Origin of the sequence: Methanocella sp. MCL-LM, assembly GCF_049676595.1 — an archaeon.
GTDB lineage: Archaea > Halobacteriota > Methanocellia > Methanocellales > Methanocellaceae > Methanocella_A.
The window spans coordinates 373,882-400,022 of the sequence record NZ_CP187259.1 but is presented as its reverse complement, the minus strand read 5'-3'; the positions used below and the strand labels follow the sequence as shown (position 1 = coordinate 400,022).

Below are 26,141 nucleotides of genomic sequence, written 5' to 3'. Positions count from 1 at the left end.
GATGTTTCGCCAGCCCCAGTTTTTCGACTTTTTCCGACAGCGCGTAATAAGTGCTTATTACTCCGACAGCGCGTAATAAGTGCTTATTACTCCGACAGCGCGTAATAAGAGCTTACTAAACAATACTATATAAAAGTTACGCTCTGTGTTCGACATAAGTTATCAACAAAACTTGTGTACGTTACTTAACACCGAAGAGTTTATCACCGATTACGCAAAAAGATCGATAATATGGCAACCGACCGGGAAGAGTTCGCCCTAATCAGGGAGGCCCTGAAGAAAAATCCCAGGGGCATGAACGTGATCGAGATCGCCGCGGCGATCGACATGCACCGGCAGTCGGTGACCAAGTACCTGGAGATGCTGGTGATCTCGGGGCAGGTCGAGATGAGGACCTTCGGCCCTGCAAAAGTATACTATCTGTCCCAGCGGCTGCCGCTGTCGGCCATGCTCAGCATCTCGTCTGACATGATCCTGCTGCTCGACAGGGACCTGAGAATCATCAACGCGAACGACGCCTTCCTGTCGAGGATGAACGCGGCAAGAGAGGAGATTTTAAATAAAGTCATAGGCTCCGAATACTTCCCCCTCGAATTCCAGCCTTCTATCATCCCTTACATCGCCGATGCCATCCTGGGCAAAGAGTCCCGGATAGAGGCAGTCTATAAGAAGAGAGGTAGAGAGCAGTTCTTCGACGTGAAGCTCCTGCCGGTGGTGTTCGACGACGGGCAGCCAGGTGCCACTGTCATCCTCGAAGATGTGACGGGGCAGAGGAGAGCGGAACAGGAGAGAGAGACGATTCTGGCCAGGCTGAAGGAGAGCGATCAGCAGTTCAGGTCTCTCCTCCAGAACTTGCGGTCGGGAGTCGTGCTCGTGGAGGCGGACGGCAGGTTTTCGATCTATAACCCGGCGTACCTCCAGATCTTCGGGTTTACAGACCAGGACATGCAGAGCCTGAACATCGACAGCCCGGAGTGGAGCTCCATCGAATCGTTCGACAAGGACGGCAACCCGCTGCCGGTCGAAGAACGCCCCTCGATCAAAGCCTTCCGGACCGGCAGCCCTGTCAAAAACATGCTAGTAGGCTTCCGCCGCCGGACAGACACCAGGATCACCTGGGCCCTTGTCAACGCGGAGCCGCAGAAGACTCACGACGGCCGGGTCGACAAGCTGATCTGCACATATTACGATATCACGGACCGCAAGCTGGCCGAAGAGGCGCTCCGGGAGAACGAGAGAAGGCTGCAGAAAGCCCAGGAGATCGCCCACCTGGGCAGCTGGGAGCTCGATCTGGTGAACGGCACCCTGACCTGGTCGGACGAAGTGTTCCGGATCTTCGGCCTGCAGCCCCGGCAGTTCAAAGCCACTTACGCAGACTTTCTGGAGGTGGTCCACCCGGACGACAGGAAGGCGGTGGACGCCGCGTACACAGTCTCGATAAGCGAGGGCAGGGACACCTACGAGATCGTCCACCGGATAGTGAGGAAGTCGACCGGAGAAGTCCGGTTCGTCCACGAAAAGTGCGAGCACTACCGGGATGCTTCCGGCCGCATCGTCAGGTCCGTGGGAATGGTCCACGATATCACCGAGCGCAAGCGGATGGAGGACGCGCTGAAGGACCGGGAAGAGTACCTGAAGCTGCGGCTGAACGCCCTGCTCGCCCCCGAAGGCGATATATGTGAGAAGACGCTGGAGGAGGTCCTGGATTTGCCGGCGCTGCAGGAGAGTATAGACTCCCTGTACGATGCTACCGGGATAGGGATCTGGATTCTGGGGCTGGATGGAAAAATCCTGGCGGGAAAAGGCTGGCAGGACATCTGCGCTAAGTTCCACCGGTGCCACCCGGAGGCCTCCAGGAACTGCATAGAGAGCGATCTGTGCCTGGCCGGGAAACCTCTGGCCGAGGGAGAGTATGCCGTGCACAGGTGTAAGAATGGCTTGTGGGACCTGAGGACGCCCATCATCATCTGCGGTAAGCATATGGCAAACTTAAACTCCGGCCAGTTCTTCTACGACGACGAGGAGATCGACCGCGCGTTTTTCGAGAGGCAGGCGGAGAAGTACGGGTTTGATAAAGAGGAGTACCTGGCAGCGCTGGACAGGGTCCCCCGGGTAGGCAGGGACAAGGTCCTGAAAACCATAGGCTTCTACATGAAGTTCGCCCGGATGATTGCCATGCAGAGCTACAGTAACGCCCGGCTGGCGAAGGCGCTGATTGAAAAAAAATAGAGTGAGCCAGACCCCGCCTTATTCGGAGCCGGCCCCTTTTCCGTTCTCGAGCCGGTTAGCCTTTGCGCTACCGTAGAGCTGGCTGGCCCGGGCCTCCAGCTTCGCGACGATGTTGAACAGCGCCCCCATCTCCTCGTCGGTGAGGTTCTCGAACATGCTCAGCATGGCCTTTTTATCGTGCTCGTCCCGGGTGCGGAACAGGTCGTGACATTTGGGGGTGACCTTGAGGCGGATTATGCGGCGGTTTTCCGGGTCCCGCTCCAGCGTCATGAAGCCCTGCCGCTCCATGGCGGCGGCGACCTGCTTGACGTTCTGGTGAGTGGTGCTCATCGCGTCCGCCACCTCCTGGATCGACGGAGCGTGCCTGAACCCGGCGCCGATGACGATGAGCATGAGCCACTGCTTGGCCGTGATGCCGTCCGGCTCCAGCTCCTTTTCTATGTAGTACCTCCACCGCTGCTCGATGAGGAACACCATGATCAGGGTGTACCTCGCCATGTCGATGCGGCTGGAGGCGAAAGCGTCCTTTACCTCTGATGCATCAGCCAAGCTTTGCCATCTCCCGCGCGAACAGCCTGACGGCTGTTAGATCATCCCTGCCGGGGCGGCCGATGTTGACTACAGCGAACGCTCGCCCCTTGCAGTGATAACTACCTATGACTATCGCTCCTTTCTGCTTTAAAGCCTCCGCCATCCCCTGCACCTCTTTCCCCTGCCCGCTCCCGGAGGTGCCGAACAGGGCGACCTTTCGGCCAGAGAAACTATGGTTTGCGATGAACTTCATTATCTCTTCCCCCGGCCTGTCTCCGTAACTGCCTGATCCGATGAACAGGAGCCCCTCCCCCGGGACAGCGGCCAGAGACTTGACGGGCGTAGGTGCGACGCCGAACTCTTGTGCGATGGCCGCTGCCAGCTTTTTGGTGTTCCCGGTCAGGGAATAGTAGAGTACGTGGCTCATGCTGTTTCCCCCGTTATGCTTTTGACCGGCCTGCGGCAGCAGGCTTCATCTTGCCGTAGAAGGCCACGGCGAGCGCCAGGGCGCACACTACCAGCAGGGCGAAGATGATGACCTGGGGTATGACGATTTCAACGCCCCTCAGGGCCATGAACAGGACCATGGAGAGAATGCCCGTGCCCAGAGTCAGCACTTTGATGAGGACGAGCGATGCCAGGGTATAGCCCCATGCGTCTCTCTTCAGCAGCAGTACTCCGGTAAGCAGCGTCATAGGTATGACGACGCCGAGGTCCAGCGCCTGGATGACCAGCGTGGTGTACGTTTCCAGGGCGGGGGGCCGCTCGCCGGTCAGGAGCGAAGGGAGGATGATGCCGCCCAGCCACATCAGGGCCAGGATGGCGCTGATGAAGAACATGAACGCCGCGGTCATCTTAACCGGCGCGTGAGGGAGGCTCTCCTTGACCCTGCGCACGTCGAGGGTGAGGATGCTGGCTGCGAACGTGTAGAGCGATATCGAGAACGCTGCCACGTAGACCAGGAACATGTGGTTGTAGGCAGTCAGGAACGACTGGGACGCGTAGGTATAGAGGAAGAAGAACACGGTGCCCGTCCAGATTAGCCGGCCGCGGAGCGAGCCCTTTGCTGCGTAGTACGCCGAGACAAGCAGGAGAGGCACGCAGAGCACCAGCACGACTAAGTCGTTGCCTACTTGCTGGGCGGCGCCCGAGATGGTGTCGTTCTTGTACGTGTCCGGGAGGAACAGGCCCGAGCCTGCCGAAAAGACCGCGAGCAGGGCGATCAGGGCCGATGCGATGAGGATGAGTTTGCTGTCCATATTAAATCATCTACAGGTAACATATTACCTGCACTGGTAACATGTTACCTGTTCATATTTAAGCTTTTCTATCAGGTAACATATTACCTGTATGGCCGGCGTTTGCAGATGCTGATAGTTATGATCAAGGAAAAGATAGGGGAACTGGCGTTGATTTTTTATCGGTAGAACCGCTGCCTGTTTCTCATCCGCCTTGCAGCCTTCGATTTCTCGGCCTCGAACAGCTCGTACAGCTGCTTTGGCAGAGGCTTGTTATAGCCTTTCCGGGTTTTGACCAGGTAGATCCGGTTCGGCGCATCCATGTTTTTGAACAGCATCAGCCTCATCCTGCCGAAGATGATCTGCGGGTTTTCCCCGTCGAGGTAGATCTCGGGGATCGATCGTTTGCGGATGAGCTTCTCTTCGGCGTCGAACAGCTCCCGGTAGTAGGTAGCGTTCAGGGCTCCCTGGAGATTTTCCTGGAGCCTCTCGTCAGCCCAGATCTTGTTCACGAAGTTCCTCGCGCCTTTTTCGTCCAGCTCCGGGCAGCCCCTGGCGATGACCTGTAAGGCCAGGCTCTTGATCTCGTCCGGGTAGTGCTCGTAGACATAGTACATCTGGTACTTGGCTTCCCGCCGCAGTTCCCTGCCGGTCCGGCCTTTCAGCCTCGGCCAGATCTGGCTCTCGGGTGTCTCGGGGATACCCAAAAATGATTTCTTTGGCGACCAGCCTTCCTCGAAGCCGGTTTCTCTGGCGATCTGCTCCGCCAGCCTGACGGAGGCTTCTATGCTCGCCGCCTCTGCGGCGAGATCATCGACAGCTTCCCATGGTGCTACAGGTTTCTCTTCCGGGGTTCCCTGCCCGTCCGCAGCGCGGATGTTTTTTAAAAGCGCTTTCTTCGTCGGCCAGTCCGCTGCATCGATGCCGGTCTCCAGGGCGATCCGCTCCGCCAGCCGGACAGTAGACTCTATGCTCGCGGCCTCCCCGACTACATCAACAGAAGCAGCAATACCCGACTTTACTTTCCCGGCCCTCTTAGAGCGACCCATAACCCCCACACCTGCGAGACGCAAAGAATAAGCTGGCACATCGCCGGCTTATCTAGAAAAGGTTAGATAAATTATACCTTATATTTCTTTGCTCCACAGGACCATGTGTTTACCAGGCCCGTTGTAGTCTTTGGTAGCCGGGACTCCCTCTACCTCAATCAGGTTGCCCGATGCTTCCTGCTTTAGGCCCATGCTTTTGTAAAAGGCCATGCCCGCCTTGTTCTGGGGCCTCGAGACGGCGGTGACCTTCTTGCAGCCCATCGCGATGGCCGCCTGCTGGAACTGGCTGAAGAGCCGCTGGCCTACTCCGAGCCCCCGGTAGGAGGGGTCGACCTGCATCAGGTGCATGTAAGCCTGGTCGGGCGACGCCTGAGACCTGAAGCCCAGCAGGTAGCCTATCATCTTACCCTGGTCCTCGGCCACGAAGCAGGTGCCGCGGAAGTGCACGCACATGACATGGTATATGGCCTCCCTCTCGATGACGAGGTCTCCCCATTCTTTCGACTTATCCACTATCCCGAGAAAATCACTCTCGAACACATTTCTGACGAGCATTTTTACGGCGTCTCCGGAACGACAAAGTATACATTACCTCATATTAACTTTATCGTAGGATTGGTATGGCAGCGGACTGGATGTATGCGGAGCCCATAGGCTTGTACATAGTCGTGGAGACGGACGGCAACACGATAAAAACGCTTGCGATGACCCGGGAGAAGCCGGCGCTAAGGCAGACGAGAACGCCGATCATACGGGCGCTCGAGGACTACTTCGCCACCGGCTCAGACTCCGGCCTCCTCAAGTTCGACTTCGATCGCTCCGGGCTGACGCCCTTCCGGGTCAAAATTATGGAGGCACTGCGCCGGGTGCCCGCGGGCGAAACCATGACCTACGGCGAGCTCGCATCGGCCGCCGGATGCCCTGGTGGCGCCCGGGCAGTAGGCAACGTCATGGCCAGGAACCCGGTACCGGTGCTGGTGCCCTGCCACAGGGTAATCGCAACGAACGGGCTGGGCGGCTTTACCGGCGGGCTGGAAGTCAAAAGGAAGCTGCTGCGCCTGGAGGGCGCTAATTTTTAACCATTTGACGTGAAGGCTGCGCTGGCGTTTCTGGTAGCTCGTGTGGCGTGAGACAGCAACACGAACGCTGCGCTGTGACCGACTGGAAGCAGTCCCTTGTATACAGATCACAGATTGTTACAGAGACAACATCTTGCGAGAATACTAGAAATGGTGGCCGGCACAGGACGGCGTAAGATTCTTCTACCACTATCACGCTCAGATAACCCGTTATAACCGCCTGTTAACGTTTTATAGTTGGTTTTTTATATATTGCTCTGGTGTCCGCCTGTGAAGCGTGAACATGCTATCCTGATTCTCTTACTGCTGGTCATGCTCGCGTCCGGGTGCGTGAGCGGCGTGCCGGCTTCGCCCTACGCGAACTCCACCCCGGGCAAGAAACTGTACGATTTAGGCAATGCCAGCCAGTGGACCTACGCGGTCAACATGACTGCTAACGACACGGCCTCCGGGTGGAACATGAGCGTGTTTAATTATGACGGAAGCCCGAGGCACATGGTCGTGTACACCGTAGGCAATGGCATGGACATCGTCTACGATATCTGGTGGAACCAGACCACGTACCAGGTGGAGCGCATGCACGCGAACGGCAGCATCGGCGACTACTACCAGGACCACGACGTCTCCCCCCTGCAAATCCTCACGCTCCCCGACACCGGGCTGAACTACTACTTCGTGCCCTTCCAGCCGATCCGCACTGTCAACGCCAGAGGCCCCGACGGCACCATGGCGAACCTCACAGTGTACGCGGCGACGGATAACCAGGGCTTCACCGTGGCCTACTGGGTCCACCCCGCAGTGCCCGTGCCCGCCAAGATCCTGATGTCGACCAGGGACTTCAACATCACTATGATGCTTACCGACTACAAACAGGGACCGCCGCTGCCTCCGGCATAGGAGCACGCTATGTCTGCTCCTGCAGCTTAAGTGGGGTGAGACAGCATGACGAACGCTGCGCTGTGCATACCAGATTGCACGGACGACGTGAGACAGCAATACGATCGCTGCGCTGTGCCAGATCACAGATTACGCAGAATCTGATGATTCTGCGTAATCTGTGATCTGGCACAGCGCAGCGATCGTGTACGTTCACGGTCGCAGAGATAACACTTTTGATACCATCCGAGGAATCAGTATCAAGCACAGCGCAGCGATCGTGTACGTTCACCGGCGCATAAGCAACCTTTTTCACATAATAAGCCTACTCTCTTGTCATGACCGAGCTGGAAATCCTCTCCTGGAACGTGAACGGCCTAAGAGCAATATTGAAGAAAGGCTTCATCGACTTCCTGCAGGAGAAGAACCCGGACATTCTTTGTTTACAGGAAACCAAGGCTTCCGAGGATCAGCTGCCGCCGGAGATACGGACGGCCTGGGGCTACCACGTATACTTCGCCTCGGGGGAGAAGAAAGGGTACAGCGGTGTTGCGATACTGTCGAAGGTGAAGCCTCTCTCGGTGTCTGCGGGCTTCGGCATCGAGGAGTTCGACCGGGAGGGGCGGGTTTTAGTTGCGGACTACGGGAGTTTCGTGCTGCTGAACATCTACTTCCCCAACGGTAAGGCCAGCCCGGAGCGGCTCGACTACAAGATGCGGTTCTACGACGCGTTTCTGGAGTACGTCGACCGGCTGAAGGCCCGGGGCAGGAAGATCGTGGTGTGCGGGGACGTGAATACGGCGCACAGGGAGATCGACATCGCCAGGCCCCGGGAGAACTCTAAAATTTCGGGCTTCCTCCCGGTGGAGAGGGCGTGGATGGACAAGTTTTTTGCCCACGGGTACGTCGATACGTTCCGGCTGTTCAACGATCAGCCGGGCCAGTACACGTTCTGGGACGTGATCACGAAAGCCCGGGAGCGCAACGTCGGGTGGCGGATCGACTACTTTTTTGTTTCTGACAACTTGAAAGGGCAGCTGAAAAGAGCGTACATCATGCCTGAGATCATGGGCTCCGACCACTGTCCGATCGGTATTAGAATTGATGCCTGACGGGCAACGATCTGGGGCTTGAACGCTTATCTCTGCTGTCATTAATTATTTATTGTTTGAGGCATAGTGAATAGTATCAATATATTCCGGGCACTACGGGTGGGCTTGAGTTGTCCAGCTTTTAGGGCCGGGAAATAGGAGGGTATGACATGAAAAAATACGTCAGTATCTTATTAGTATTGCTGGTAGTGGCAGCACTATCGGTTTCAGGATGCACTGTTCTGGGCGGCAACAACAACGGCGGCCAGGCTACTCCGGTACCTACGGCCACCCCGGGCACCACCGAGCCGGGCGCGACCGACGCACCGGTCACCGAGCCCACGACCACCCCGGGCACCAGCGTCAGCGACACGCTGGGCTCGCTGTACAGCCTCGGCCAGCTCCACTCTTTTGAGTACAGGATGACCACGAGCGTCGAAGGCGAGAGCATGGTCATGAACATGAAGACGGAGATGCTCGGCCAGGGCGTCGACCCCAAGGACGGAAAGACCAAGGATCACATGAAGGTCACCACGACCATGGACATCCCGGGCATGGGCTCCCAGACCAACTCGATGGACTTCTACCTCGACCCCGAGGCAGAGGATTCTGATGACAGCAGCAGCGGAGCAGACTACATGACGTCGGACGCATCCCTGGTCAACGTGGGCGTCGAGACCATCACCGTACCTGCGGGCACGTTCACCTGCACCAAGTACACGGTCACCGAGGATGGCCAGACCACCACGTTCTGGGCTTCTCCCCAGGCACCGCTCCCGGTGAAGTACGAGGGTACGAGCGAAGGTAGCACCATAACCACAGAACTTGTTAGCTGGAGCTAAACGCTCCAACCTTTCCTTTTTTTAAAAACCCGACTATGACTATCGCCTGCAGCAGGCAGCAGTCGGAAAAATTATGTACCACCCCACATGGCACAGGCCTTCGACGCCTACGACGTCGGCGCCATCTGGGCCAGCTATGACTACGATCTGTCCAACGCAGTGCCGGACACCCTGACGATCAACGGCAAGACTCACATCTGTAAGAAATACTCGGTCAACAGCGTGTACGGCGGCACGTCGATCTGGCCGGCCACTGTTGAGGACAAGCCGATGGCTGTCCAGATCAAGTACAACGACATGCAGGGGAACTCGCTGCTGTACCAGTTGTGGGACTGGGGCTAAACAACTGCCCTGCCTCGTTTTTATCGACTTCCTGCCGGAGTATAATATAAACAACTTAGTTTACTGGTAAGTGAAACTATAATACTATATACAACAATTACTATCGAATAAATTGTATAGTAATTGGTGGTGTACTCAGGGTGAAAACAGGCTACCTGGCGGCGATCGTCGGCTTGATGATTCTCTCGGCACTGGTTTCCGGCTGCGCGGAACAGGGCGTAATGAGCAACAGCACGAACGATAATACGAGCAATAATAGCACTGTTACTATCAGCATCGACGTTACTGCCGTGCCCGGCATACCCCTGCCCGAGGCGTTCGAGGCTGAAGAGGCCCCCTGGTTTGAGTACGATGTAGCCGAGCAGTACCTTTCGAGCGGCCAGAACTACGTCGAAAACCTGAGGGTGAGGGTTGGTAGCGAAAACAAGACTATTGATGGCTTGCAGTTCATGCACAAACTGATCAAGATAACCCCTAGGTATGGGGACACGCATTCTTACGACATTTTAGTAGACTCGTCGAGCGGGAAGATTCTGTCCGGCAACTACACCAGCGTAAACATGGGCGTGCCTCACACCAGCCTCGTACCTCCGGGGGCAGACTACGCCTCGACCCTGGGCTACCTGGACGTCCCCGCCCGGCTCAGCTCCGGAAAGGCGGGAGCTCCCGTATTTGTGGGCTGCGAGACCATCCTGTTCGAAGGCGAGCCCTATCAATGTACGCTATACAACAGGACGTACGACAACACCGTATACACCATCTGGATCAACGCATCTCTGCCCGGGCCTGCCAGGATTGTCGCCCATCCTGCAAGCCCCGAAGAGACAGTGCTGCGGGCCTACGTACTGGCCGGGTGGAAGGATACGACCAGCGCAGGCACCGGTATCCCGAGTATCAAGGAAAAGCCCGGCCCGTCAAAGCTATTCAATATAGCTAACCTGACCTGGTACAGTTACCTCTTTGGAGAGGGCGGGCCCGGGAGCATGGCGATGAGAATTGAGCACAGGGATGCCACATATGAGGGCATACCGGCCAGGTACACGAATATCAGCAGCCTGCAGCTGAACGGGGACTACGGGGAAAGCATGGAGCTTTACGAGAGGAAAGCCGACGGCAGGATCCTCTTCGGGAACAAAACCACCTACAACTTCGGAAGACCGGTCGTCAACACCCTCATTGGCCCGGGCGTCTACCCGGGAAACTACTATGAAGACATGGCAGGCTACTACGATGTTTTAGCCCTGTTCAACGCTGAGGATGAGAAAGGCCTGGAGCACGCCGGCACTGAAACGGTTGAATATGCAGGCCATCAGTACGTTTGCGACAGGTATCACACGCAAACAGAGAAGGCAGAGTATGCGATCTGGTACAACGCATCGATGCCTCTGCCCCTGAAGGTGACTGTCAAGTATAACAGAACGAGCTTTGCTGGTACATACAGGCTGACTGGATGGGATAAGGAGCAAAGATCCGGCATTCTGACTCCGACCCCGTCACCGGCAATGGTCATTTCGCCAACATCGAAGCCAGGGCCTTCCATGCTGTTCGACATGGACAATGTCTCATGGCACCAGTATGCGGTAACCGTCCCGATGAACGACACGGTGAGACACCAGAAGCTGAAAGTGGAGTACGGCTTTAACTCCTTCGGGGCGGAGTTCCGTAACGGCACGATGCTCGAAGTGCGGGAGAACATGATCGCCATTGAGCAGATCCGGGTAGGCGAAGATACCGTTTCCCAGGCAGTCATTTACGAAGATGGGTCAGGCGCTTTTGCCGGCGGCTCCGTCTGGGGCGGGCGCACGGATATGCCTGGGACATTTAGGTCGCTGGGCCTTGATTCGGAGCATGCGGCCTGGGAAAAGAAAAGGGACATCTCGACGAGGTTCGACTCAGATACGGATAGAAAGATGCAGTTCGCTGGCTACGAAAACATCCGGTACAAGGGCGACCTGTACAACTGTACCGGGTACGACGTGAAAGTGGACAACGATAACTTTAGAGTATGGTGGAACGCCTCACTGCCGCTACCTCCCAAGATCATCGTCAGCTATGAGCAACCCGACTTTTACTTCGGACGCCCCCCAGCAAAGATCACGGGGCCGATAATCTACGAGCTGATGGAGTGGGGCTGAAAGATTTTAAAAGGCGTAGTTTGGAGGCGTCGATGATGAAATACTGCCACATCGATTTCAACATACCTACGGCAGACTCCGTCAGAATTTTGCTGGATATCGATCCGGCAGTGACCGATAATGCCGAACTGCCAGCTCCGCAGGAGCTGCTTAAAAGAAAAACGCGAGAATACTACTCCGCCTGCGGCAGATAGTAGTACTCGCCCAGCTTTTTCTGCTCCCGGTCCAGATTCGAGTCGGGCTTGTTCACACGAGGCCGGTGAGTCTCCTCATCCCTTCTGAAGGTCACGTCCAGGCTGGACAGGAACCTGTTCATGCCATCCCGCATGTCGAACGGTCCGTGGACTTCGCCGTGGACTCCGGGCTCTCCGTCGAACACGAGGAGCCGGTCCGACAATAGATCGATCATGTAGATGTCGTGGTCGATCACGCAGACGGTGACGTCGTTGTTCTCCGCGAACCGCTTGATGACCTTCGTGGCCAGGGTGCGCTGCTCTACGTCGAGGTGAGCGGACGGCTCGTCGAGGATGAAGATCTGCGCGTCCCGGCCGAGGCAGGCCGCTATTGCTACGCGCTGCAATTCGCCGCCGGACAGGTCGTTGAGGTTGCAGTCCATGAGCCTTTCCAGCGCCAGCGGGGTGACGATCTCGGAGCGGAAGTAGCTGGAGTCGAACTGCGGGGTAATGCTGCGCAGGTAGAGCCGCACGCTCATCTCCGCCTCGTCGGCCTTGATGTACTGCGGCTTGTAGGAGATCTTCACCTTGTAGTCGAGCTTGCCCTGGTCTGGCTCGATCTCGCCTGCAAGGAGCTTGGCGAAGGTGCTCTTGCCGATGCCGTTCTGGCCCACCACGCCGACGACCTCCCTCTTTCTGAGCTGGCCGCCCTTGACGTCCAGCCTGAACGTGCCGAGGGTCTTGCTGAAGTTGCCGAACTCGATGAGGTTCTCCACGACCTTCTGGTCTCGGGGCGCCTTGACCTCGAACTCGATCGGGTACGGCCTGATGCGGATGTTCTCCTCGGGCAGGTACCCTTTCAGGTACTCGTTGATGCCGACCCGCACGCCCTTGGGGTGGGTGATGACACCGTAGCCGCCCGGCTCGCCGTAGCCCACGTGGACCACGTCTGCCAGCAGGTCCAGAATCGCGAGGTCGTGCTCGACGACCATGACGTTGTGCTCCTCGCCCATCTTTTTGATGAGCTTGGCGACGCGGATACGCTGGTAAATATCCAGGTACGGGGTGACCTCGTCGAAGAAGTAGAAGCCGGCGTCCCGGACGATGCACGCCGCGATGGCGACACGCTGCAGCTCGCCGCCGGAGAGATCGCCGATCTGCCGGTCGATGATGCCGGCAAGGCCGAGCTGCTCCGAGATCTGCCCGAGCATGTCGCGCTCGTCCGCCTTCTTCAGCAGATCGCTGACCTTACCCTTGAATGCTTTGGGGATGAGGTCGACGTACTGGGGCTTCTGCGAAGTCTTCACCTTTTTGCCGGCCACGTTGCGCAGGTAATCCTGCAGCTCGGAGCCTGAATAGAACTTGAACACGTCCTCCCAGGTGGTGTCCTTCCCGCCCAGGTTGGGCATCATCTGGCCGGACAAAATTTTAATCGCGGTGCTCTTGCCCACGCCGTTAGGGCCCAGAATACCGCTGACCTTGCCCGGAGACGGCTGGGGCAATCCATATAAAGAGAATCCGTTCTGGCCGTAGCGGTGAGTTAACTGGTCTGCCAGCTTATCGGGCAGGCCGATGATCATGATCGCCTGGTTAGGGCATTTTTTGATGCAGATGCCGCAGCCGACGCAAAGCTCTTCAGAGATGATAGGCTTGCCGTCCTCGCCCATGATGACGGTCTCGTCACCGCTCCGCACCTTGGGACAGTACTTGATGCACTCGGAGGCACACTTACGGGGCTGGCAGCGGTCCTTCTGTACGATGGCTATTCGCATTTTAAAGCACCTTTGGTCACATTGTTTTTATCATGGCATGCATACGGGCAGCCTATCTTAAAAATTTTTGTAAAGCCGGAGCCGAAGGCTCTCTAAGCTAGAAGAACGGGCCGAAAAATGGTGCTGGACCATTAAGGATGATCGTCCACGTCACGTACCAGAAGCTGAAGGTCATGAACGAGATGAAGAACCAGTCCTTGAAAGCGAACTCGGAAGACTTGACCCCTATCAGCGGGAAGAGGAACTTCTGCGCATAGATAGCAAGAGCCAGAATCAGGAAGCCAAAGGACGCGTGGTTAGGGGCCAGAGCGTTGATCAGCTCGTGGTTCACGTAGATCGGCTGGCTCAGGAAATACGGGCTCGACAGGAACCCGGCCACCGCGCCCATGATGGACGACAGCAGCACGACTTTGATGCCCCGGACGTGGGCGGCGACCTTCTCTTCCCGGGTCGGTGTCTTGTACTCCAAATTTAGTCCTCCGAAGGATATTGATTGTAATGAGTGTAATAACGCAGCGGTGCGTATTAACTTTGCTGGCTGGTAACAGCGCATGATATTTATTATTTGTGTATCGGCCTGTCTGTGAGAGAAGTTCCTATGATGGTATATAAATTTGCTGTGAAGATCGGAGACTCAACGAACCAGCCCTAAAAGGAATTGGCCGGGTAAAAATCCCCTGGAAACACCCGGAGGTCAGGGAGTTCCCGGGAGGCCGGGGAGGATTTTCAAGCTGGGAGGTTAGAGAGGGTCAGAGGTCAGAGAGGAGGTCGGGGAGTGTGGAAAGGTCAGGGAGGATTTTCTTAAGTTAATTCTCTCGAACCTCCGGGTACCTCACATAACCTCCTCTCAGACCTCCTGACCTCTCTGACCTCCCAGCTTGAACGTGTTCTCTCTGACCTCAGGTACCTCCCAGCCCTGCAATTTTTTTATACGTAGCAGAACGCTACTCCGACCATTTCCCTGTTGAATTAAAAGTGAGCGTAGACAATACTCACGCCGTGTTCAGCACGATACCGTTTTATAATTGCGCAAGAAAGTAGTATGTACGTCAGGGCATTCGAAGAGCGTACGCGTCATACCTGCATGCTCGAAGCAAAGCCCACAGGTGATTATCATGAGGATCGCAATTCTGGGAGGAACCGGTGACATCGGAGAAGGGCTGGCGCTGCGCCTGGCCCTGAAGCACGATGTGATCGTAGGGTCGCGCGAGGAGGCCAAAGCCAAGGAGGCCGCGGAGAACTATAACAAAGTACTTACGGAGTACGGCGCCAGAGGCACCATCAAGGGCATGTCCAATCCCGAGGCGACGAAGAACGCCCAGGTGGTCGTCCTGGCCGTGAAGTACCAGTTCATGATTCCTACCATCGAGAGCGTCTTCGACGAGCTGGACAGCAAGATCGTGATCACGCCCATCGTCCCGATGTCCAAGTCCAAGTTGTGCGCCTACACGCCCCCGGAGCCGGGCAGCGCGTCCCGGCAGCTCTGCGCTGTACTACCCCAGGGCATCCGCATCGTCTCCACCTTCCACACGCTCCCGGCCCCGAGGCTCGCCGACCTGAAGGATCCCCTCGGGTTCGACCTGATAGTCTGCGCCGACGACGATGAGGCCAAGCTGGTCGCCATGAAGCTGGCCGAAGACCTGGGAGGCATCAGGGCGCTGGACGGCGGGAGCCTGGAGGAGGCGAAGCTCGTAGAATCGCTGACACCGCTGCTGATCAACCTGGCTATAAAGAACAAGACGAAGCCGCTGTCGCTGAAATTTGTGTGAGCCGAAGGCCCGGATTTTGTGGTAAGCCTGCGGCTTGGGCTGGTGCGAGCCTGAAAGACTAAGAGCATGTCCCGGCCTAACAAATCATTGGGGCAGCCAAAGAGCCTTCGGCTCAGTGCTAAGGCTCTGCGCGGCAAGCCCCGGCCCAGGATCGGGGTAATAAAAAATGAATGACCTAAAAACGCTATACTATATTTTATCGGCCGAGTTCGGCCCCCTCTCAGAATGGTGGGTCGCCGGCTCACCCTTCGAGCGCATCGCCGGCGCCATCCTGGTCCAGCAGACCCGGTGGGAGAACGTGGACCGGGTGCTCTCCGCACTTAATAATCGAAACCTCATGGCCCCGGAGGCGATCGTCACCCTGCCACTGGAAGAGCTGGAAGAAATTGTCCGACCCACAGGGTTCTATCGCAACAAGGCGAAGAGCCTGAAAGCTGTGGCAGAGTACTTCACGGCCAACCCGATCGAGGGTATGGCGGACAAGCCCCAGCAGAAGCTGCGTGAAGAGCTGCTCGGCCTCCGGGGCATCGGCAACGAGACAGCCGATGTCATACTGCTCTACGTGGCAGGCAAGCCCTCGTTCGTCATCGACGCATACACGAAGAAGCTGTGCGGGTGCATGGGGATCCAGGGTAATTACGCAGAGCTCCATAAGCTCTTCGAGGATGGACTGCCCCGGGACGTTTGGACGTATCAGCACTACCATGCCCTGATAGTCGAGCACGGGAAAAGGTACTGTAATAAAAAGGCCTGCGTGAACTGTGCTGTAAAAATAATACAAGCTAGATCTTGCCGGCAGTGATGCCCTCCGGCTGGCCGTACGACAAAATGTTTTTCATTTAGTTCCTGTTATTCTATTCTTGTATGGTTGAAAAAGTCGATCGGGATACCCTGTCAATAAACTTAAAAAAGCTGGAGGAAAGTCCCGGGGGTTACCTGCTGCTGGTGGCCCAAAAATGGGAGCGGGAAGTTGATAAGGTCCTCGACGGTTTCGGCACTACCTGTACTCAGATAGAGCTTCTGTCGTGTCTTGTGAAGCTTATGAAAGGTGGAAACCCCGTTACCCAGAAAGACATAGCCGAGTTCCTCCGCAGGGATAAAAACACGGTTTCCGAGGTCATGAGGTCTATGGAGAAGAAAGGCTACATCACCCGGTCGGTAAGCGAGAACGACCTGCGGGCGAAGTACATCCTCCCCACCGACAAAGGATACGACCTGCTGGAAAAGGCAGTCAGGGAAATGGTACGGATGGACGAGCGTTTTTTCCCCGAAGACAACGAAAATAACGAGTTAAAAAAGATCTTGAGTAAGTATCTTTAACGGCAAGGTAGTCATTTTTAATCAGTAAAGTATAAATAGCTTGTACTTTCTTACCATATAGTACGTATACGTACTGTAATTACACGTACAGTACGTTTGCGTACTATATGGTGATACAATGAACTCCGATACAAGTACTGCTAATGATTTCATGAAGAGAAAAATGGGGGATTTGGAAACTGGTGTCGTTTCGAACCCTAACAGGAACCTCGCCAGAGTAGCAGGATTCCTGTACTTGATAATGATCGTGTGCGGAATGGCCGCTCAGTTGATCCGTGGCGGCCTTATAGTGCACGGAAATGGCGTGGCAACGGCCAGTAACATCATGGCTTCCGAGGCGTTATTCCGTGTCGCCTTCATCGGCGATCTGGCCATGGCGACGAGCTACCTATTGTTTGCCTGGGCGTTATATGTACTGCTCAAGCCAGTCAACAAAAACATAGCATTATTGTTCGTGCTGCTGACCACGACCAGCGCAGCGGTTCTTAGCCTCAACATGCTCAACCAGTTTGCTATCCTTATCTTATTGAACGATGCCAGCTACCTGACAGCGTTCGGGGCCGCCCAGCTGAACGCCATGGTGATGCTGTTCGCTGATCTGCACTACTATGGATATTACATAGCCCAGATTTCATTTGGCCTCTGGCTAGTTCCTCTCGGGTATCTGGTGCTCAGGTCAGGTTTCCTCCCGAGGATACTGGGCATCTTCCTGATCATCGCCGCGCTCGGCCACCTGTTCGGATTTTTCTCTGCCTTCCTGCTCCCGGGCTTCGAAGCGTTCGCCGATCTGCCCGCGCTCCTGGAGATCCCGTTCGGCCTGTGGTTGCTGGTGAAGGGCGTGAAGGGCCGGGGACCGACAAAAAATCCTAACCCGCTGACGACGATAAGTTAACGGCTGCAGGAAGCGTAGCAAGAGGAGAAAGAATGGTGCAGAACGGAAATAATCTCGAGGATCGGCAACCAGCGAAATTTCTTCTGGTCGTCTTTTCGTATCATCACATGAATACTGAGAAAGTCGCCAAAGACCACGCTACGCTCAGGGAAAAACTGCAGGCGAAAGGATACCTGATCGCCGACGAGTTCGCTCTGAAAATGAAGCAGATCGTCCGGAAGCAATGAAGATTGAACAGGCCTGTGCTTCCTACGTTATTCCGGAATGCTCTGGCGGCGATGCCGCAGCCACCCGCCAGCCGACCGAAGGCCGACCGGATGGGAAAATATTTTTAGCTACAAGTATAAAATCAGGTCGACTTATCATGTCCGACACTAACGCTAATTCCTTATCAGCCCCCGAGTGCTCGTCCTGCAAGGACGGCAAGGGCTCCAGCAAGTGCGCATCCTGCCCGTCTGCCTCTCCTGAGCAGAAGGCCAAAAAGTCCGAGACCGAACAGCAGATCGAGCAGAGGCTTTCCAGAGTCAAGCACTGCATCGCCATCGTGAGCGGCAAGGGCGGCGTGGGCAAGAGCACTGTCACCGCCAGCATGGCGCTGAGCCTGTCGATGCTGGGCAGGAAGGTCGGCGTGCTGGACGCGGACGTGAGCGGACCCAACATGCCCCACTTACTCGGTTTAGAGGGTCGGAAGCTCGAGGCCTCGACGGAGGGCCTGGAGCCGATCATGAACCGCAACGGCATCAAGGTCATCTCCTCCGAGTTCGTCCTGACCACGAGCGACACCCCCATGCTGTGGCGCGGCCCCATGAGGACTACACTGGTCACCCAGTTCGTCACAGACACCAACTGGGGCGAGCTGGACTACCTGCTCATCGACCTGCCCCCCGGCACCGGGGACGAGCCCATGAGCGTCATGCAGCAGATCCCGCTGGACGGCATCGTCATCGTCAGCACCTCCTCGAACTTATCAGTGCTGGACGTGAGCAAGATCATCAACATGGCGAAGACCATCAACGTGCCCGTCCTCGGCCTGATCGAGAACATGTCCTACATGCAGTGCCCTGACTGCGACAAGAAGATCCGGCTGTTCGGAGAGAGCAAGGTCGAAAAGCTCGCCAAGCAGTACGGCCTCCGCATGATCGGCGAAATACCCCTCGACCCGCTCAACAGCGGCGTCGACGAGCTGCCGGCCGACGGCAGATCGCTGATCGTCACCGCCATGAAGCCCATCGCCCAGAAGGTCGCCGACCTCGCCGAGAAGCACAAGTAACCGTTTTACGCCTGCCGCCGGTGAAAACCATGGCGGCACCGCTCTTTATCCGGACAATCGGAAATCAGTTGTTTGAACCACGGCGGCACGGCGACACAAAGACAGGGCGATCCACGACAAGTCGGATGGTAAATAGAACCACGGCGGCACGGCGGCACGGAGACAACCTGTACCAGAATAGCAAGGCTTCCTTATATTGATCCACGGCGGCACGGCGGGCTGACTGCACGGCGACAAATAAGTTTTCCTTACTTCAGGCTATTGATCAAAAGTCGAGCTGAAACGATTGGATAGTAAGCTTATGGTTAATGCTCTGTCTTTGTGTCGCCGTGGACCTAAAAAGGAGTTCACATTTAATGGTTCACCACTGTCTTTGTGTCGCCGTGCCGCCGTGGTTCAAATAACCATCCTGCTATCGTTACTCGCAATTGTCTCCGTGCCGCCGTGCCGCCGTGGTTAGAACATTTGCTTTCCAGTAGTCAGGGTAAAAAGCCGAGCCGCCGTGGTTAGAACATTTGCTTTCCAGTAGTCAGGGTAAAAAGCCGAGCCGCCGTGGTTTTACTGTTCAGATGTTTTACAGGTGTTCTTGCCCAGCAGCTCGTACACGACGCACCACCTGACAGTGGCCTCATAGGCAGAGAAGGTGCCGACAGACAGCAGGAAAAGGCCAGATAGTGTGTTTATATTCATGGCTACGAGGGCGCCCAGGGCGGCGAGGGTCAGCCCGAGGCTCATGCGTATAAACTGGTCCTTGACGCCGATGTTCGGTCTCATCAGACAACGATTTCCGGCTTCGCCGTCAAATTCATTGGGCCCGGTCCCGGCGAAATAATGGGGTGATGTCCCCGCGTTTGACGGCCTGTGCCCGTGGAGAAAGCGGAATACCGGGGGCTTTAGCCCCGGCTCACCGCTCGCTGATCGGGCAGGTGTTTTTTCCCAGCAGGGCGTACAGCGCGCACCATCCGAGGGCGGCCTCGTAGACCAGGAAGGCCCCGATGATTAGCGGGATGAGCCCCAGCCACGGGTTGATCTGCCAGGCTACGTAGATGCTGACGGCGACCAGCAGGGTGCCGATGCCCAGCCGGATCATGCGATCTGCGGCGCCGATGTTCTTCTTCATGACTGAGCCTTCGCGGTCCAGAGAATAAAGACTATGCAGGAAATCTCGCATCAGCGAGTGCGACATGGGTGGTACCACCCGGACTTGTTTCGAGAAGGATGGTATGGCATAGTGTATTGAAAAAAGAAATCCGTTTTTCTGTCACAATCCGTTAATTAGAGATAACGTAAGCTAATAGCATTCTGATAGCCCCTGTTTAGGGAAACCACGGATAAACTATCTATTTCAGATAAGGCGTCTCTCTGGTATTGATCCCTAACAGCTCGTACGTCGCGCACCAGCCGGTCGCCGCCTCGAAGAGCAGGAAGAGCCCTGTGCCTACGAGAAACAGGCCGATCAGGAACCGGATGATTCTATCAACTTCGCCTACATTCTGTTCCATAGGTACAAGGTCTGGCTCTGCTAATAAAAGGCTGCGCGCCGGCTCTGACGGACATGCCGGGCGCGCTGGAAGGCGAGTTCTCGCCCCTCAACCGGGGCGGAATTGTCACGGCTCACTTAGAGGTTGTAGATTGAGCGGTAGTCCCTGGGATCCCTCGGCTCTTCTGGCCTGTATTCAGGGGTTTCCATCCTCTCGATGCGCTCCTGCGGAGGCACGTATTCCCTGGTCTGCATACGCTCTTCTCGTGAGGGAGCATACTCCCTTGTCTGCATCCGCTCTTCCCGGCTGCTGCCCGGCTTCTTCATCATCCTGGCGAGCTCGTAAGCGGCGATGCCTGCGACTGCCGCCCCGACTGAGTATTTGACCATTTTTTTGATACCCATAATCATCCCCATCAACTACAGGTTGACCGTGACAAAAATGATGTGCCGGGTTTTTATCAAAAAGAGCAGTCGGGCTCGGTGCAGCTATGCAGGCTTTAAAACAGGGTAGCCCGGCCCGGTTATTTCTGAATGATTACTGTTAGGATATCCCCGTCGCACAGGCTGTGGTCGACGCCCACTCTCTGGCCGGCGTGCTTGGCCGAGTCGCCCCAGACTTTGGCGTACCTGAACTTGCGGCGGAAGTCTTTGTGGAGCCTGTCGCACACGTCGCCTACGGTGGCGCCGCCCCGCATGATCATGGGCTCTTCGAGGTCGGCCTGCTCGCCCTGGGGCTTCAGGTAGATGTTGATGAACCCGAGATGGTCGTAGATAGTGTCCTTGAGCAGGTCGAGGTTGAGCTCCCTGTCAGCCGAAATTTTGACTGATTCCTTCGGGAACTTCTTCAAGTGCTCTTTGTCGACCAGGTCGATCTTGTTGAGGACTATGACAGCCGGGATGTAGACCCGGTTGTCCCGGACCACGTCAATCAGCTGATCGGCGGTGATATCCTCGCGGATGTTCACTAATGCGTTGTGCATCTTGTACTCGCCGAGGATGGTTTTAATGGTCTCGTGGTCGATGGTGGTCTCGACAGTGGAGGTGACGATGACACCGCCCTTCAGCGTTCTCGTGACGGTGACGTCAGGCTTGCTCTGGTTGATGCGGATGCCGGCGTCGTATAGTTCCTTCTCTAAGACTGCGATGTGCTCGAAGTTGAACACGTCGAGGATCATGAGGATGAGATCGCACCCGCGGATGACCGAGATGACTTCACGGCCGCGGCCACGGCCTGCTGCCGCACCCTTGACCAGGCCGGGCAGGTCGAGAATTTGAATTTTCGCGTCCCTGTACTCCATGGAGCCCGGAACGACATCGAGAGTGGTGAACTCGTAGGCGCCGACCTCGGACTTGGCGTCGGTCAGCTTGTTGATAAGGGTGGACTTGCCTACCGAGGGAAAGCCGACTAAGGTGACGGTAGCGTCTCCGCTCTTCTTGACGCTGTACCCGCCCACGCCGCCGCCCTTGGACATGGCCTGCTTGATCAGGTCGTCCTTGAGGCGCGCCATCTTAGCCTTTAAACGGCCGATGTGGTGCTCGGTGGCCTTATTTTTCTGGGTTTTGTCAATCTCGTCCTGGATTGCCTTAATCTCTTCCTCGATCGTCATTGTGCGAAAATCCTTACCGAAAAATGGTTTAAATAGTTTGTTTGTTTAAGGGCCGGGACCGGGATTTGAACCCGGCTCATGGGATCCACAGTCCCGTAGGATGACCAACTACCCCATCCCGGCAAAAGCAACATCAATACTATATCGCAGTTATATAAAGTTTATTGTGATGGTTGCTCTGGAGAGAGTATAGTGTGTACCCATTAAAAAAGTTTCCGGAGCCTGGCAACTTATGAGCTACAACGCCCCGGCTATGGCCTTTTTTATAACGAGCGACAACTCAAGCAGGTATTTATACCCTGCCGGCATACAAATAAAATGGTGGGGTATAGACTGGAAACTCAGTACATGGGCTTGTTCTCGTCTACCGTCAGCCAGAGTATCCAGGGGTATGTGTATTAGCGGGTTTCGCAGCGTGTCAAATACGGTAATAGCAGCCATTTTGATCTTATCACTCTACTCGATAGCAGAGGCGCAGGCAGCACCAGGTCAGGCGATCACAGTCTCACCAGGTCCTGACGCCTTCAGATCGGGCGCGACTACTATGATCAGTTACACGTTGCCCGACATCATCAACGGTAACCTCGTTATCACTATAAACGATGCGGAGGGCAGTACAGTCTGGAGCTCTTACCTGCCAGACCAGCATGCAGGACCCGGATCGATAACCTGGAACGGCCGGGACTACGGCGGTAGTCAGGTCCCTGAAGGCCAGTACACAGTCAAGCTCGCGGTAAACAACGGGACCTTCGGAACCCGTGGATGGGAAAACGGCCAATTAATGTACCCATTCGGCATTACGATTAACAGTACAGGCTACATCTACGTAACTGACACTAATAACGGCAGGGTACAGGTGTTCGACAGCAACGGCAACTACCTCGACGAGTTCGGAACCTATGGGACGGGAGACAGCCAGTTCCTGAACGCGTTAGGTGTCGCGGTTAACAGCACCGGCCGCGCCTACGTGGTCGACGCAGATAGCCACAGCGTGAAGGTCTTCGACAGCAACGGCAACTACCTCACTAAAATAGGCACTAACGGTACGGGCTACGACCGGTTCCGGCACCCGATAGGCATAGCGATCAACAGTACCGACTACGTCTACGTTGCCGATACTAGTAGTAGCAGGATACTGGTGTTCGACAGTAGCGGGAGCTACGTCAACCAGTTCGGAGCCTTTGGATTAGGCGAAGGCCAATTCTATATGCCATATGAGGTTGCCATCAACAGCACCGGCCACGTCTACGTAGTTGATACATTTAACCGCAGAGTGCAGGTGTTCGACTCCGATGGAAATTACCTCACCCGGTTCGGAGCTTTCGGAACAGGCGACGGCCAATTCAAGTTCCCTATCGATATTGCGATTAACAGCACCGGCCACGTCTACGTAGCCGACACAGATAACGACAGGGTACAGGTGTTCGACTGCAACGGCCACTACCTCACCCGGTTCGGAACTCCCGGGACTGGCGATGGCCAGTTCGATACCCCGACAGGTATTGTGGCTGATTGTAGAGACAATGTCTACGTAGTTGATTCTAATAATCATAGGGTCCAGGTGTTTTACTCGGGAGCGGAGGGTTCCGCGAGTCTGTTTGTGGATAATACTGCTCCTGCGGTCCAGTTAGTTACAGGGGTTTCTCCGAATAACGGGTGGTATAATGTCGAGGTACCATGCTCTCTCATAGTTACAGATAATCCAGGCGGGTCAGGCGTCGATCAAGTCCAGTACAGCCTGGACAACGTGAGCTGGCATACTGGTACAACCTTTACTGTGGCAGCGGAAGGATCCAGCTCCGTATACTGGAACTGCACTGACAGAGCAGGCAATTCGAGAACCGGAAGCCGGGTGATCAACATCGATACTATGGCTCCTACTACTGATGCCACGATCATGGACAACACGTTCGCCCTGACAGCTACGGATACTACTTCTGGTGTGAATTACACCGAGTACAAGATCGACAACAATGAGTGGACACAGTACATAGTGCCTGTCGCCTTCGACCGCCTGAGCATGATATATTACAGATCCGTTGACATTGCGGATAACGCTGAAACGGCGAAGGCCCTTTCCTTTGACAGGATAGTACTGCCTTCCGGCACCGTCTCGATGGACGAGATGTACGGCAGGCCATCCATAATGCCGACGGTAATACCAACACCTGCACCTACGCAGGCGGCTACCCCGACACCCACTCCGGGCACGGAGCCTTCGGCTACGCCGGCGCCCACGACAGCACCCACCGAGCTGCCCGCGGCGAGCCCGACACCCACCCCTCCAGTAACACCGCAGGCTTCAGGATTCCTGACGTGGCTCGTTCTCGGCACGTTAGCGGTAATCGTCACCGTGGCCGGTGCGTACATCCTGGTTTCCAGGAAATAGAATAATCGACCGGAGCCGTTAGAGGCTCATCTTTTTTCCCTTAAGCCTTCACCCCGGCCGGAAGTGTCGACGTAGTCAAGCGGGATTGTTGTCCTTAAGCAGGCCACTGCGGCCCTGGTGCAAACCCTTATATACTTGTAGTGACATGTCGTCATCACATGACAATGCGTCAGTAAGTGACGTGTTACCATAAAGTGAAAAAGTGTCATATTAACGACTCAACGGTGATATTAAATGTCAACAATAGGGGAAGCTGCATCTGAATTCGGAATGTGGTGGGCAGTGCTCACCTGGATAGTGATCTTCGGCGTATTCATCCTGTTTATGCCGTTCTACAAGAAGAGCCAGCTTAAGCCGACCGGGACATACCTGGCCTTCATCGTCGCGATGGCAGTGGAGATGTTCGGCGTGCCTTTCAGCATGTACATCATCGGCTGGCTGTTCGGCATCTGGCTGCCTGAAGGCGTGCTCTGGGGCCACACTCTGGGGCAGTACATAGGCCTGTGGGGCATGTACATCGGCATCATCTTCATGCTGCTCGGCATCGCTCTCGTCATCCTGGGCTGGAAACAGATCCACAAGGACTACTGGAGCAAGGAAAGCGGCCAGGGCAAGCTGGTCACCGGCGGCATCTACCGGTTCATCAGGCACCCGCAGTACACGGGCTTCTTCCTGATCACGCTCGGCATGATGTGCGAGTGGGCTACTATACCCCTCATCCTGCTGTACGGCCTGCTGCTATTCCTGTACTACGGCCTCGCCAGGAGAGAAGAGAAGGAGCTGGAGCAGGAGTTCGGCAAAGACTACGCCGAGTACAAACAGAAGACTAAGATGTTCATCCCGTTCGTGATCTAAAGAGGAAGCGGAAATGAAGTCCAACATAATACTTGCAGCAGGCGTGCTTCTGGTTTCCCTGCTGGTATGCGGATGCGTGGGAGCGGGGGCTATCCTCCCCGTCCTGAACAACGAGGCTCCGGTAAATTCGGGGGCTGACAGAGTGGTAGATCCGGCGATGGCGAACGATCCGGTGGTGGGTACCTGGAAGATGGAAGACCCCGTCGTCAAGAGCGAGAAAAACACCATCGACCTGACTGACGCAAGGTGGATCTTCGGAGCAGACGGCACCTACGAGTACTGGCCGCTGAACGTGGGCATCTTCAAGACCACGGGCACCTGGACCAGCCTGGGCTCGGGCAGCTACGAGGTCGTCTGTGGCAAGGACAGCCAGATCATACACTATGAGCTGTCTGGCAGCCGGCTTCAGTCCGTCGAAGACCGGCGCACGCTGCTGATCACGGCAGACTGAAGCCAGGCCTGGCTGGCCAGATGGGTAAAGGCTTAAATAAAATCATGACAAGTAGTATAGCGAATGACGCTATGTCATTAAGACTACTTGAAATAAAACGGAGCGAGAGAAATGTCGACAGCTGAGAGAAAAGAAAGGGAAAAGATCAGGCGCCGCAACGAGATCATCGACGCGGCCGAAAAGCTGCTCTTCTCGAAAGGCTTCGAGAAAGTCACGATGGATGACATAGCGAAGGAGACGGAGCTTGCCCGGGGAACGCTGTACCTGTACTTCAAGAACAGGGACGACATCATCGCGGCCATCGGCATTCGCGGCATAAAAATCCTGAACCGGATGTACCGGGAAGCGTGCAACAAGGGCAAGACAGGCATCGACAAGATCAGGCATGCGCTGTATGCCTCGTACGATTACGGCAGCAAGTATCCCGGCTACTACTCGACCCTGAACTATATGGTGGCGAATGGCTTCGAGAAGAAGGAGTTCCCGGATAAAGCCGAACTGGTGAGCATACACGGAGACAACAACAGAATGATCCTCGCGGCCTTCGACGAGGGCATCCGGGACGGCACGCTGAAGAGCGATCTCGACCCGATGAAAGCAGGGCTGTTCCTCACCGCCTCCATCGACAGCGTGATCAGCACGGCCCCGTCAACCGGCATGCAGGACGAGTTCGTGAACTATTCGATCGGGCTGATGCTGCGCTCTATTGAGAGCGCGAAAGGTTAGGCCCGTGGCATAACAAGCTTTA

General features: G+C 55.9%; 29 protein-coding genes and 1 tRNA gene. 17 read left to right on the top strand and 13 right to left on the bottom strand.

Going from position 1 to position 26,141, the window contains the following annotated elements; genetic code table 11:
• Window positions 1-231 precede the first annotated feature (231 nt).
• A complete protein-coding gene (locus tag ACPLPM_RS02065; RefSeq protein ID WP_424358576.1) occupies window positions 232-2,229 on the top strand; it encodes a PocR ligand-binding domain-containing protein in 1,998 nt (665 codons plus the stop codon).
• 18 nt (window positions 2,230-2,247) lie between these two features.
• Here the strand turns inward: ACPLPM_RS02065 and ACPLPM_RS02060 are convergent, their stop codons facing one another.
• The 5 genes from ACPLPM_RS02060 to ACPLPM_RS02040 form a co-directional block, all read right to left on the bottom strand.
• A complete protein-coding gene (locus ACPLPM_RS02060; protein ID WP_424358575.1) occupies window positions 2,248-2,778 on the bottom strand; it encodes a MarR family transcriptional regulator in 531 nt (176 codons plus the stop codon).
• Window positions 2,771-3,187 (bottom strand): flavodoxin family protein, encoded by a 417-nt coding sequence (locus ACPLPM_RS02055; RefSeq protein WP_424358574.1) that lies wholly within the window; start codon window positions 3,185-3,187, stop codon window positions 2,771-2,773. Before ACPLPM_RS02055 ends, ACPLPM_RS02060 begins: the two co-directional genes overlap by 8 nt.
• A gap of 13 nt (window positions 3,188-3,200) precedes the next feature.
• Window positions 3,201-4,019, bottom strand: a complete 819-nt coding sequence (locus tag ACPLPM_RS02050) for a hypothetical protein (protein WP_424358573.1) — start codon at window positions 4,017-4,019, stop codon at window positions 3,201-3,203.
• Between the two features lie 158 nt (window positions 4,020-4,177).
• Window positions 4,178-5,047 carry a hypothetical protein gene (locus ACPLPM_RS02045; RefSeq protein ID WP_424358572.1) on the bottom strand — a complete coding sequence of 290 codons (870 nt, stop codon included), beginning with the start codon at window positions 5,045-5,047 and terminating at the stop codon, window positions 4,178-4,180.
• 78 nt (window positions 5,048-5,125) lie between these two features.
• The gene (locus ACPLPM_RS02040) at window positions 5,126-5,602 is read right to left on the bottom strand and encodes an N-acetyltransferase family protein (protein WP_424358571.1); all 477 of its coding nucleotides are present in this window, start codon (window positions 5,600-5,602) and stop codon (window positions 5,126-5,128) included.
• Between the two features lie 65 nt (window positions 5,603-5,667).
• On the opposite strand from ACPLPM_RS02040, the gene ACPLPM_RS02035 reads away from it, so the two are divergent.
• The 7 genes from ACPLPM_RS02035 (at window position 5,668) to ACPLPM_RS02005 (ending at window position 11,606) form a co-directional block, all read left to right on the top strand.
• Window positions 5,668-6,126 carry a methylated-DNA--[protein]-cysteine S-methyltransferase gene (locus tag ACPLPM_RS02035; protein WP_424358570.1) on the top strand — a complete coding sequence of 153 codons (459 nt, stop codon included), beginning with the start codon at window positions 5,668-5,670 and terminating at the stop codon, window positions 6,124-6,126.
• 270 nt (window positions 6,127-6,396) lie between these two features.
• On the top strand, window positions 6,397-7,023 hold the full coding sequence (locus ACPLPM_RS02030) for a hypothetical protein (RefSeq protein ID WP_424358569.1): 627 nt from the start codon (window positions 6,397-6,399) through the stop codon (window positions 7,021-7,023).
• Between the two features lie 317 nt (window positions 7,024-7,340).
• Window positions 7,341-8,114, top strand: a complete 774-nt coding sequence (xth, locus tag ACPLPM_RS02025; RefSeq protein WP_424358568.1) for an exodeoxyribonuclease III — start codon at window positions 7,341-7,343, stop codon at window positions 8,112-8,114.
• 149 nt (window positions 8,115-8,263) lie between these two features.
• A complete protein-coding gene (locus ACPLPM_RS02020; RefSeq protein ID WP_424358567.1) occupies window positions 8,264-8,935 on the top strand; it encodes a hypothetical protein in 672 nt (223 codons plus the stop codon).
• Between the two features lie 87 nt (window positions 8,936-9,022).
• Window positions 9,023-9,277: a hypothetical protein gene (locus tag ACPLPM_RS02015; protein WP_424358566.1), complete on the top strand. Its 255-nt coding sequence runs from the start codon at window positions 9,023-9,025 to the stop codon at window positions 9,275-9,277.
• A 140-nt stretch (window positions 9,278-9,417) separates the two neighbouring features.
• Window positions 9,418-11,412 carry a hypothetical protein gene (locus ACPLPM_RS02010; RefSeq protein WP_424358565.1) on the top strand — a complete coding sequence of 665 codons (1,995 nt, stop codon included), beginning with the start codon at window positions 9,418-9,420 and terminating at the stop codon, window positions 11,410-11,412.
• A 32-nt stretch (window positions 11,413-11,444) separates the two neighbouring features.
• The gene (locus ACPLPM_RS02005) at window positions 11,445-11,606 is read left to right on the top strand and encodes a hypothetical protein (RefSeq protein WP_424358564.1); all 162 of its coding nucleotides are present in this window, start codon (window positions 11,445-11,447) and stop codon (window positions 11,604-11,606) included.
• Here the strand turns inward: ACPLPM_RS02005 and ACPLPM_RS02000 are convergent.
• Window positions 11,585-13,357: a ribosome biogenesis/translation initiation ATPase RLI gene (locus ACPLPM_RS02000; RefSeq protein WP_424358563.1), complete on the bottom strand. Its 1,773-nt coding sequence runs from the start codon at window positions 13,355-13,357 to the stop codon at window positions 11,585-11,587. The genes ACPLPM_RS02005 and ACPLPM_RS02000 overlap by 22 nt on opposite strands.
• Window positions 13,358-13,454: 97 nt before the next feature.
• The gene (locus ACPLPM_RS01995; protein WP_424358562.1) at window positions 13,455-13,826 is read right to left on the bottom strand and encodes a hypothetical protein; all 372 of its coding nucleotides are present in this window, start codon (window positions 13,824-13,826) and stop codon (window positions 13,455-13,457) included.
• 646 nt (window positions 13,827-14,472) lie between these two features.
• Between ACPLPM_RS01995 and npdG the strand changes: the two genes are divergently transcribed.
• From npdG to ACPLPM_RS01970, 5 genes are all read left to right on the top strand, one after another.
• Window positions 14,473-15,126, top strand: a complete 654-nt coding sequence (gene npdG, locus ACPLPM_RS01990; protein ID WP_424358561.1) for an NADPH-dependent F420 reductase — start codon at window positions 14,473-14,475, stop codon at window positions 15,124-15,126.
• Between the two features lie 166 nt (window positions 15,127-15,292).
• Window positions 15,293-15,928 carry an endonuclease III domain-containing protein gene (locus ACPLPM_RS01985; RefSeq protein ID WP_424358560.1) on the top strand — a complete coding sequence of 212 codons (636 nt, stop codon included), beginning with the start codon at window positions 15,293-15,295 and terminating at the stop codon, window positions 15,926-15,928.
• 62 nt (window positions 15,929-15,990) lie between these two features.
• Window positions 15,991-16,446 (top strand): MarR family winged helix-turn-helix transcriptional regulator, encoded by a 456-nt coding sequence (locus ACPLPM_RS01980; protein WP_424358559.1) that lies wholly within the window; start codon window positions 15,991-15,993, stop codon window positions 16,444-16,446.
• A gap of 118 nt (window positions 16,447-16,564) precedes the next feature.
• Window positions 16,565-17,338, top strand: coding sequence for a DUF4386 domain-containing protein (locus ACPLPM_RS01975; protein WP_424358558.1), 774 nt, complete (start codon window positions 16,565-16,567; stop codon window positions 17,336-17,338).
• A 364-nt stretch (window positions 17,339-17,702) separates the two neighbouring features.
• On the top strand, window positions 17,703-18,608 hold the full coding sequence (locus ACPLPM_RS01970; protein ID WP_424358557.1) for an Mrp/NBP35 family ATP-binding protein: 906 nt from the start codon (window positions 17,703-17,705) through the stop codon (window positions 18,606-18,608).
• Between the two features lie 558 nt (window positions 18,609-19,166).
• Here ACPLPM_RS01970 and ACPLPM_RS01965 read toward each other — a convergent pair.
• From ACPLPM_RS01965 to ACPLPM_RS01940, 6 genes are all read right to left on the bottom strand, one after another.
• Window positions 19,167-19,382 carry a YgaP family membrane protein gene (locus tag ACPLPM_RS01965; RefSeq protein WP_424358556.1) on the bottom strand — a complete coding sequence of 72 codons (216 nt, stop codon included), beginning with the start codon at window positions 19,380-19,382 and terminating at the stop codon, window positions 19,167-19,169.
• A 130-nt stretch (window positions 19,383-19,512) separates the two neighbouring features.
• A complete protein-coding gene (locus ACPLPM_RS01960) occupies window positions 19,513-19,794 on the bottom strand; it encodes a YgaP family membrane protein (protein WP_424358555.1) in 282 nt (93 codons plus the stop codon).
• A gap of 154 nt (window positions 19,795-19,948) precedes the next feature.
• A complete protein-coding gene (locus ACPLPM_RS01955) occupies window positions 19,949-20,110 on the bottom strand; it encodes a YgaP family membrane protein (protein ID WP_424358554.1) in 162 nt (53 codons plus the stop codon).
• 116 nt (window positions 20,111-20,226) lie between these two features.
• Window positions 20,227-20,493, bottom strand: coding sequence for a hypothetical protein (locus ACPLPM_RS01950; RefSeq protein WP_424358553.1), 267 nt, complete (start codon window positions 20,491-20,493; stop codon window positions 20,227-20,229).
• A 119-nt stretch (window positions 20,494-20,612) separates the two neighbouring features.
• On the bottom strand, window positions 20,613-21,698 hold the full coding sequence (locus ACPLPM_RS01945) for an OBG GTPase family GTP-binding protein (RefSeq protein WP_424358552.1): 1,086 nt from the start codon (window positions 21,696-21,698) through the stop codon (window positions 20,613-20,615).
• 50 nt (window positions 21,699-21,748) lie between these two features.
• Window positions 21,749-21,821, bottom strand: a tRNA-His gene (locus ACPLPM_RS01940).
• 421 nt (window positions 21,822-22,242) lie between these two features.
• Here ACPLPM_RS01940 and ACPLPM_RS01935 point away from each other — a divergent pair.
• The 4 genes from ACPLPM_RS01935 (at window position 22,243) to ACPLPM_RS01920 (ending at window position 26,119) form a co-directional block, all read left to right on the top strand.
• Window positions 22,243-24,087, top strand: coding sequence for an OmpL47-type beta-barrel domain-containing protein (locus ACPLPM_RS01935; protein ID WP_424358551.1), 1,845 nt, complete (start codon window positions 22,243-22,245; stop codon window positions 24,085-24,087).
• 234 nt (window positions 24,088-24,321) lie between these two features.
• Window positions 24,322-24,942 carry a methyltransferase family protein gene (locus tag ACPLPM_RS01930; RefSeq protein ID WP_424358550.1) on the top strand — a complete coding sequence of 207 codons (621 nt, stop codon included), beginning with the start codon at window positions 24,322-24,324 and terminating at the stop codon, window positions 24,940-24,942.
• Between the two features lie 13 nt (window positions 24,943-24,955).
• Window positions 24,956-25,393 carry a hypothetical protein gene (locus tag ACPLPM_RS01925; protein WP_424358549.1) on the top strand — a complete coding sequence of 146 codons (438 nt, stop codon included), beginning with the start codon at window positions 24,956-24,958 and terminating at the stop codon, window positions 25,391-25,393.
• Window positions 25,394-25,504: 111 nt separating this feature from the next.
• The gene (locus tag ACPLPM_RS01920; RefSeq protein WP_424358548.1) at window positions 25,505-26,119 is read left to right on the top strand and encodes a TetR/AcrR family transcriptional regulator; all 615 of its coding nucleotides are present in this window, start codon (window positions 25,505-25,507) and stop codon (window positions 26,117-26,119) included.
• The last annotated feature ends 22 nt before the right edge of the window (window positions 26,120-26,141 follow it).